The sequence below is a fragment of the Mitsuaria sp. TWR114 genome, assembly GCF_007997345.1.
The window spans coordinates 1-2,565 of record NZ_VOSR01000539.1 but is presented as its reverse complement, the minus strand read 5'-3'; the positions used below and the strand labels follow the sequence as shown (position 1 = coordinate 2,565).

Here is a 2,565-nt window from a genome sequence, read left to right as displayed (position 1 = left end):
CGGCGCCGTGAACGCCAGGCCGACGCGCACGGTGCGTCGAGGCTGCAGGCGGCGCGGCCTCGGCGGGGGTAGTTCGAGCGGGGCCTCGGGCTGCTGCAGGCAGCGCAGCGGGCTGGTGGCCGGGTCGACGGGGAGCGGCGAGATGTCGTTCTGCTGGGCCCGTGCCGGGCGTGCGCGATCAAGGCGGCGAGCAGGCCGAGCAGGGCCGTGGCGGCCAGACGAGGTCGAGTCATGGGAGTCCTCCGTGTTGTCCTGTCCCTGGGCCCGAGCGCCGGCTCGTGGGGGCCGGGTCGCTGGCGGGCGCGGGCAGTCTAGGCGCGGCGGCGTGAAGCGGCCGTCAGGAAACAGGGGACTCGGCGGCCTCCGATGGGCGGAAACGACAAAGGGGTGCCAGAGGCACCCCTTCGAGGGAGACGACGGGGCCCACTTGGGCCCGGGGCGCCGATCAGCCCTTCAGCCGGGCCTTGCCGAGCACCACCTTGACGGTGTCGGCGACGTTCTCCGGCGTGAAGCCGAAGTGCTTGAACAGCACGTTGGCCGGGGCCGATTCGCCGTAGGTGTCCAGGCCGACCACGGCCGAGACGCCGTACTTCCACCACAGGTCGGTCACGCCAGCCTCGATGGCCACGCGCGGCAGGCCGTCCGGCAGCACGCTCTGCTTGTACTTGGCGTCCTGGCGGTCGAACAGGCTGGTGCAAGGCATCGAAACCACGCGCACCGGAATGCCGGCCACGGCCAGCTGCTGCTGCGCCGCGATGGCCAGCTGCACTTCCGAGCCGGTGGCGATCAGCACCGCCTGCGCCTTCTTCTTCAGGCCGATGTCGGCCGGTTCGCTCAGCACGTAGCCGCCGCTGGTGATCGCGTCGACGGCCTCGCCCGACTTCTTCAGGTAGACCAGGTTCTGGCGGCTCAGCGCCAGCACGCTCGGGCGCTGGGCGTTGGCCAGGGCCATGGTCCAGGCGACGGCCGTTTCCGCCGTGTCGGCCGGACGCCAGACGTCCAGGCCGGGGATCAGGCGCAGGCTGGACACGTGCTCGACCGACTGGTGCGTCGGGCCGTCCTCGCCCAGGCCGATGGAGTCGTGCGTGAAGACGTGGATCACGCGCTGCTTCATCAGCGCGGCCATGCGGATGGCGTTGCGGCTGTAGTCGCTGAAGGTCAGGAAGGTGCCGCCGTAGGGGATGAAGCCGCCATGCAGCGCGACGCCGTTCATGATCGCGGCCATGCCGAACTCGCGCACGCCGTAGTTGATGTGGCGGCCGCCGTTGGAGCTGCCGTCGGCTTCCAGGCGGAAGGCGGGCGTGCTCTTGGTGTTGGTCAGGTTGGAGCCGGTCAGGTCGGCCGAGCCGCCCAGCAGCTCGGGCAGCGCGGCGGTGAAGGCTTCCAGCGCCAGCTGGCTGGCCTTGCGGGAGGCGACGGTCTCGGCCTTGTCGTGCGCGCCGATGACGGCCTGCGCCGCGACGTCGGCGAAGTTGGGCGGCAGCACGCCGGCGATGCGGCGCGAGAACTCGGCGGCCAGCTCGGGGAGGGCGGTGGCATAGGCCTCGAACTTGTCGTCCCAGGCGGTTTCCACCGCGGTGCCGGCGGCCTTGGCGTCCCAGTCGGCGTAGACCTCGGCGGGCAGCACGAAGGGCTCGTGCGACCAGCCCAGCGCCTCGCGGGTCAGCTTGATTTCCTCGGCGCCGAGCGGCTCGCCGTGGGCCTTGGAGGTGTTGGCCCGGTTCGGGCTGCCCTTGCCGATGTGGGTCTTGGCGATGATCAGCGAGGGCTTGTCCTTGCTGGTCTTGGCCAGCGCGATGGCGGCGTCGACCGCGTCCACGTCATGGCCGTCGACCGGGCCGACGACGTTCCAGCCATAGGCTTCGAAGCGCTTGGCGGTGTCGTCGCCGAACCAGGGGCCGACCTGGCCGTCGATGGAGATGCCGTTGTCGTCGTAGATCGCGATCAGCTTGTTCAGCTTCCACGAGCCGGCCAGCGAGCAGGCTTCATGGCTGATGCCTTCCATCAGGCAGCCGTCGCCCAGAAACGCGTAGGTGTGGTGGTCGACGATGGTGTGGCCGTCGCGGTTGAATTCCTTGGCCAGCTGCTTTTCCGCGAGCGCCAGGCCGACGGCGTTGGTGATGCCCTGGCCGAGGGGGCCGGTGGTGGTCTCCACCCCCGGGGTGATGCCCACTTCCGGGTGGCCCGGCGTCTTGGAGTGCATCTGGCGGAAGGCCTTGAGTTCCGCGATCGGCAGGTCGTAGCCGGTCAGGTGCAGCAGCGCGTAGATCAGCATCGAGCCGTGGCCGTTGGACAGCACGAAGCGGTCGCGGTCCGGCCACAGCGGGTTGGCCGGGTTGTGGCGCAGGTGGCGCTTCCACAGCGCGACAGCGATCTCGGCCATGCCCATCGGGGCGCCCGGGTGACCGGAGTTGGCCTGCTGGACAGCGTCCATCGCCAGGGCACGGATGGCGTTGGCCATCTGGGTGGTGTTCGGGGTGGAAGCGGCAGCTGCGGCGGTGTCGGCCATGGTGGGGTCTCGGCGGGGTGAAGGGCAAACCCGGCATTCTAGTGACCCGCCGCGGA

At 70.4% G+C, this 2,565-nt stretch carries 1 protein-coding gene; it reads right to left on the bottom strand.

Going from position 1 to position 2,565, the window contains the following annotated elements; genetic code table 11:
• Positions 1-445: 445 nt before the first annotated feature.
• The gene (gene tkt, locus FUT87_RS18770; RefSeq protein WP_147242006.1) at positions 446-2,509 is read right to left on the bottom strand and encodes a transketolase; all 2,064 of its coding nucleotides are present in this window, start codon (positions 2,507-2,509) and stop codon (positions 446-448) included.
• Positions 2,510-2,565 lie beyond the last annotated feature (56 nt).